Source organism: Bacteroides sp. ET489 (genome assembly GCF_030518095.1).
In the GTDB taxonomy this organism is placed as follows: Bacteria; Bacteroidota; Bacteroidia; order Bacteroidales; family Bacteroidaceae; genus Bacteroides; species Bacteroides ndongoniae.
The window spans coordinates 73,605-80,171 of record NZ_JAULLJ010000019.1; the positions used below are offsets into that span (position 1 = coordinate 73,605).

The following is a 6,567-nucleotide window of genomic DNA, read 5'->3' on the forward strand; positions in this document are numbered from 1 at the left end:
TATAGTCTGCTTTAACTGAAGTATTTCTTAAGAAGTTCGATAAAATCAGCGGTTGCCTCGTTTTCCTCATCGGGCACCACGGTCGAATAGAATATGCGCAACGCTTCGTCCAGCGTAGCTGCATTGCCCAGTTGCTCCACCACTTCATTCATCCGCGCCCCGTCGCCTTTGAACAGTTCGCGCGTGAAACGGAAAGCGTCGTTCAGGCTGATGGCGTGGCGTAGGTCGGTAGCGGGTCTGATACGCTCGGCCAGGATGGAAGTAGACTGTACGGTAGGAACTACTTCTTCGACAGGGACATGTGCTTGCTCTTCGGCAGGTGCCGGTTCTACCGGTTCTTCCTGAAACACCGGAACAACAACCGGAGTCGGCACAGGTTCTTCCAGATCGGCCTCAACCGGAGCTTCATGTGTTACCGGCTCAGCTGTCGGAACAGCTTCTGCCACAGCTGCCGTTTCGACCGAAGTAGTTGCAGTCGTCTCGTCAAGCAGGCGCTCCAATTCGCTCAAACGAGCCTGCATCTGACGGATATTCCGTCTGGCTACTTCGCGCAAAGCCGGATTATTTCCTTGCTCAACGGCTTGCATCACACATTTCAATTCCTGAATATCCAGTTCAATGTCTGTCAATAAAGTCTGCATAACCTTTCAATGTCCATCCATGTTAATGCCACAAATGTAGAAATAAATAATGAAATAATATCTTAAAGCCAACAAAAGTATTACTTTTGTAGCCAACATAACAGTATAAAGACATGGTACTATTCTCGGAAGATCATATACAGGAAACCAAGCGCCGGGGCAGAATCGAAGTCATTTGCGGCTCCATGTTCTCCGGAAAGACTGAAGAACTGATACGCCGCCTCAAGCGCGCCAAGTTTGCCAAACAGCGGGTCGAAATCTACAAGCCCGCCATTGATACACGCTACTCGGAAGAAGACGTAGTGTCGCACGAAGGCCACTCTATCTCCTCGACTCCCATCGACTCGTCGGCCAGCATCCTGCTGTTCACCTCGGAAGTAGACGTGGTAGGTATCGACGAAGCCCAGTTCTTCGACGACGGACTGATTGACGTCTGTAACCAGCTGGCCAACAATGGCATCCGTGTCATCGTGGCAGGACTTGACATGGACTTCCGTGGCCGTCCGTTCGGACCGATGCCGGGACTGTGTGCCATTGCCGACGAAGTTTCGAAAGTTCATGCCATCTGCGTGAAATGCGGACAACTGGCCGCCTTCTCGCACCGTACCGTAAAGAACGACAAACAGGTGCTGCTTGGCGAAACCGAAGAATACGAGCCACTGTGTCGCTCGTGCTACCAGCAAGCCATAGCCGAAGACCGTAAGCACAACGACAATCCCCTGCCCCACTCCTAAAAAACGTCAGAATATGGAACGCAAGAAAATCACTTTCGACAGCTTCATCCGCGGCGTCATCATCGGCGCTATCATCATCGGTATTCTTATGCTGCTCGAACGCCTGAGCGGCGTGCTTCTTCCCTTCTTCATTGCCTGGCTGATAGCCTATCTGATATATCCGCTGGTCACCTTCTTTCAGTATAAGCTTCGGCTTAAGAACAGGGTTGTCTCCATCTTCTGCGCATTGCTCAGTATTGTGCTGGTAGGTGTAGCCACTTTTTTCCTGCTGGTACCGCCCATGATAGAAGAATTCGGGCGAGTGAAGGATCTGCTGATTGAATACTTTTCGAGCACTACTACAGGCGGAAACGTCCCCAAGTCGTTGTCCGACTTCCTGCGCGAAAACATTGATACCCGCTTACTGATACAGATATTCAACGAAAAGGACCTGCTGGCTGCACTAAAGGAAACTTTACCTGGCGTATGGACCATACTTTCCGAGTCTGTCAACCTGCTGTTCAGCGTGTTCACCTTCTTTATTATCCTATTATATATAGTGTTCATCCTGCTCGACTATGAAAGCATTTCTGAAGGATGGCCCTATCTTGTACCCGTAAAATATCGCAAGTTCGTGACCGACTTACTGAATGACGTTAAAAACGGCATGAACCGTTACTTCCGCGGACAGGCCTTCGTTGCCTTGTGCGTAGGCATTCTGTTCAGCATCGGTTTCCTCATCATCGACTTCCCGATGGCCATTGGTCTGGGACTATTCATCGGAGCTTTAAACCTGGTTCCATACCTGCAAATCATCGGCTTTATCCCTACCATCATACTGGCTATCCTGAAAGCAGCCGACACCGGAGGCAATTTCTGGCTTATTCTGGCTGCCGCACTTGCCGTCTTTGTTGTCGTACAGATTATCCAGGACGGCTTCATCGTGCCGCGTGTGATGGGAAAGATCACAGGGCTCAATCCGGCCATCATTCTGCTATCTCTGTCGGTATGGGGTTCGCTGATGGGGATGCTGGGTATGATCATTGCCCTTCCCCTTACTACCCTGATGCTCTCTTATTACCAACGTTTCATCATTAACCGGGAAAAAATTAGTAAGGTGGAAATCACTGATAATCAGGAGACATGTAAAAAAAGTGATATAGAAGACGAAAAAAAATCATCAAAACCCTTGTAGATTCAAAAAAAATCCCTACCTTTGCACTCGCAATCAGGAAATGATAGCAAACAGGTTTGATTCGCTAGCTCAGCAGGTAGAGCACAACACTTTTAATGTTGGGGTCTTGGGTTCGAGCCCCAAGCGGATCACTCAAACAAAAAAGCAAAACAATGAAAACCGCTGATAATCAATCATTATTAGCGGTTTTTCTTTTTATCCATACTGCAAATTGAGGCAGAATACGCCATCCCAAAGGAGGTGAAATAGGTGGACTTGATTTTCACTTAAAAAAAAGTCCACCTGATTGGATTATATTTCACTGATTTTCTGTGTTTTGCATAAAACAAACTCTTTTCAAAACATGTATTTTTACACCATCAAAAAAAGAAGAGTATGGCAATGCAAAGAAACTATTTTACGGTATTGTTTTTCCTGAAGAAATCAAAGCTGCTTAAAAATGGAGAAGCACCAATCTGTATGCGTATCACAATAAACGGAAAACGTGCAGAGGTACAAATCAAGCGAAGTATAGATGTTACAAAATGGAATACGCAAAAAGAATGCGCGATTGGCAGGGAAAAGAAGTATCAAGAAATAAACCACTATCTTGATACGATAAGAACTAAAATCCTTCAAATTCACCGTGAACTTGAGCAGGACGGTAAACCTATTACAGCAGATATTATAAAAAATATCTATTATGGAGAACACTCTACTCCCAAAATGCTGCTTGAAGTATTCCAGGAACACAATTCAGAATATCGGGAATTGATGAACAAGGAATATGCCGAAGGTACTGTACTTCGATACGAACGTACAGCAAGATATTTGAAGGAGTTTATCAGTGAACAGTATAAACTGGCTGATATTCCATTAAAATCAATCAACTATGAATTTATAACCAAATTCGAACATTTCATTAAAATACAGAAAAACTGTGCGCAAAATGCGACAGTGAAATATCTGAAGAATTTAAAGAAAATCATCAAAACTGCATTGATAAAGAAGTGGATAACTGATGATCCGTTTGCAGAAATACACTTCAAACAGACCAAGTGTAACCGTGAATTCTTAAACGAAATGGAACTTCGCAAAATCATCAATAAAGATTTTGATATTCAACGATTACAAACCGTAAGGGACATATTCATCTTCTGTTGCTTCACCGGTTTGGCTTTCACAGACGTAAAGAATCTGAAAAAGGAACACCTTGTACAGGCAGATAATGGTGAGTGGTGGATAAGAAAAGCAAGGGAAAAGACCGATAATATGTGTGACATTCCATTGTTGGATATACCAAGACTTATTTTAGAGAAATATCAGTCAAATCCAATCTGCAATGAAAAAGGATTATTACTTCCTGTTCCCAGCAACCAACGAATGAACAGTTATTTGAAAGAAATAGCTGATGTATGTGGCATTCAAAAGAATCTTTCAACACATATTGCAAGACATACATTTGCATCACTGGCTATTGCAAATAAGGTGTCATTGGAATCCATTGCCAAAATGTTAGGACATACGGACATTCGTACAACTCGTATTTATGCCAAAATCATGAATTCTACCATTGCCAATGAAATGAAAGTATTGCAAAACAAGTTTGCGATATAATTTTCAAACATTATTTCATTTCTTACAGCAAATATCGCCCTTTGCCACTGACTGTGCAAGGCAGCCCTGTCGGGCTGGTTGGCTGGAAAAAAATCATCCTCGCTTCGCTCCGGTATTTTTTTCTGCCAAGCCTTGCACCGGTCATTGGCAAAGAACAGCCGGGCCAGTAAGAAATTGAAATACTGGCTCCACGGAGCCGGTCATGTCTAATTTAAATAAAAGAATATGACTGAAGAAGTTGGAAAGAAGGTATGTGAAGGTACAGTAGCAGACCTCATGAAGGACAAGACCGGAAAACAGACGGTTGTCACGTTGACAAGAAAGAATGCTTACCGAGTGAAGAAAATCAGAGAACAAGGGACGGATGACGAAGCCGTCCTTTTTCATTTCCGTAAACGCTGTACGGGAATGGGGTCCTATGTACACACAATCGAAGCGGCAGACGGGGAAACAGAACTTCATCCGTCTGAATTTGAAAAATGGGAAGCTGTGGAATTCCTGTATCCCGGCTATCTGGAAGACCTGCTTGATGCTGCATACAACGCGTATAGATGGAGTTCCTTCGAACCTGAAGCAAGGGCGGAAACAGACATCATGCAATATGAAAAACAACTTGTAGAGGATCTGAAACAGATTCCGGAAGAAAAGCAGAACGAGTATGTCAGTGCATACCACAGTAAGTTCTCCGCCCTTTTGGGCAGTCTCTCACGATGTGCCAGTCCGATGGTGACAGGGCCTGCCAAGTTCAACTGCCAGCGCAACAACAAGGCCTTGGACGCATACCAGAACAGATTTGATGAATTTCATGACTGGCGTAACCGCTTCAAGGCTGCCATGAAAAGGATAAAAGAGGCTGCCAAACCGGAAGAACAGAAGCAGGAGGAGGCATGGAACCGCCTGAAGCGTGACATTGCAAGTAGCGCACAGACCATTCATGATATTGATACCGGTAAAGCAAGAGGATACAGCCGTGCCCTGTTCGTCAGCAGCATCCTTAATAAGGTAAGCACCTATGCAGGAAAAGGAGAAGTGGAAATCGTACAGAAAGCGGTGGACTTCATTACAGACTTCAATACGCAATGCAAAAAACCGGTTATCACTCCACGGAACCGTTTCTTTCAACTGCCGGAAATGGCACGGCAGGCCAGACTGAAACTTCAGGAAATCAGAGAACGGGAAAACCGTGAATTGAAATTTGAAGGCGGAACGCTGGTATGGAACTATGAGGCAGACCGCCTGCAAATCCTGTTTGACAGTATTCCGGATGACCAGAAGCGAAAAGAACTGAAATCATACGGTTTCAAATGGTCACCGAGATACCAGGCATGGCAACAGCAGCTTACGCAGAATGCTGTATATGCCGTCAAAAGAGTGTTGAACCTTCAAAACCTATAAGACATGAAAGACCAATTGAAATATGTAATCGATTCCCGCTACTTCAACGGAAAATGCCTGACTCGCATGGCCGATGGAATCCACAATGACCATGGCGGTGAAACTCTTGAGGAGCTGCGAATACGGGAGAATAACCCTTTTCTGATTGCCATTCCCCGATTTAGAATTGAAAAGATGTTACGTATTTATCGTGAATCTTTGGAGAGGCCATTCAAGGAAATCACTGAAGAAGACTTCTTTTACTTTACAGATGATACACCTTTGTTATATTTAAGGGACGGTTCATTTTTTGTTGATGAACCGCACTATGTAAATATATATCCTTTCCACTTTGAGCGAGACAGGCGCTATTTTCATGGACTGCGCTCTATAAAAACTCCGAAAAATGAATTAGACAGACAAATTGACCGATGCATGAAAATCATGAATAGAAAAGCAACAATTCTAAAAGTCAATCCTTTACATTCTGTTTCAAGTAAATCGGATTGCCTTAAACTTATTCCTTATTACTTTTCTGTGGATGGAAAACAGCCTGCATTCATCTGTAATCTTGTCATCCAGTCAGACTCCAAACAGACAAGGATGGACATGGCGAATATTCTGAGAAGTCTTCGCAGTAACCATTTCCAGTTCTATAAAGGAAAAGGACGGTACGAAACTCCGGACGAACTGATAGACTATGTATCTCGTAAGAAACTCACTCTTATTTCAGACGGACACTTCCTTCAATATCCTCCCAACCGGGAATCAGTAACTTTCATTGGACATATCAAGGAGACATCAGAGGAATTTCTTTTCCGGATCTATGACCGTGAATATTTCCTGTATCTCCTAAAAAGATTGAGGATTGTGAAAAAGGAGTCCGCACAGGAACAAATAAATATCAAATCATAACATTCGGGGGGAATGCGGTATAATGACTACCGTATTCTCTCATAAAGACAATACAAGTACGAACAAATCGAACACTCTATACTGGAAAACAGCCACAGATCCGGCTGAACGCATTGAGGTCAGACTCATCCTG

The 6,567-nt window shown here is 44.0% G+C and carries 6 protein-coding genes and 1 tRNA gene; 6 read left to right on the top strand and 1 reads right to left on the bottom strand.

Annotated elements, in window-relative coordinates; genetic code table 11:
* Positions 1 to 11: 11 nt before the first annotated feature.
* Entirely contained in the window at positions 12 to 641 is a 630-nt protein-coding gene (locus Q3C19_RS11535) for a hypothetical protein (RefSeq protein ID WP_302729439.1), read from the bottom strand.
* Between the two features lie 113 nt (positions 642 to 754).
* On the opposite strand from Q3C19_RS11535, the gene Q3C19_RS11540 reads away from it, so the two are divergent.
* The 6 genes from Q3C19_RS11540 (at position 755) to Q3C19_RS11565 (ending at position 6,434) form a co-directional block, all read left to right on the top strand.
* Positions 755 to 1,375: a thymidine kinase gene (locus tag Q3C19_RS11540; protein WP_022161622.1), complete on the top strand. Its 621-nt coding sequence runs from the start codon at positions 755 to 757 to the stop codon at positions 1,373 to 1,375.
* Between the two features lie 13 nt (positions 1,376 to 1,388).
* On the top strand, positions 1,389 to 2,549 hold the full coding sequence (locus tag Q3C19_RS11545) for an AI-2E family transporter (protein WP_277122930.1): 1,161 nt from the start codon (positions 1,389 to 1,391) through the stop codon (positions 2,547 to 2,549).
* Positions 2,550 to 2,607: 58 nt separating this feature from the next.
* Positions 2,608 to 2,680 (top strand) — tRNA-Lys (locus Q3C19_RS11550).
* Positions 2,681 to 2,924: 244 nt separating this feature from the next.
* Positions 2,925 to 4,145: a site-specific integrase gene (locus Q3C19_RS11555; RefSeq protein ID WP_004326283.1), complete on the top strand. Its 1,221-nt coding sequence runs from the start codon at positions 2,925 to 2,927 to the stop codon at positions 4,143 to 4,145.
* A gap of 225 nt (positions 4,146 to 4,370) precedes the next feature.
* Positions 4,371 to 5,540, top strand: coding sequence for a hypothetical protein (locus tag Q3C19_RS11560; RefSeq protein ID WP_302729447.1), 1,170 nt, complete (start codon positions 4,371 to 4,373; stop codon positions 5,538 to 5,540).
* A 3-nt stretch (positions 5,541 to 5,543) separates the two neighbouring features.
* Complete coding sequence (locus Q3C19_RS11565) at positions 5,544 to 6,434, top strand: hypothetical protein (protein WP_302729449.1); 891 nt, start codon at positions 5,544 to 5,546, stop codon at positions 6,432 to 6,434.
* Positions 6,435 to 6,567 lie beyond the last annotated feature (133 nt).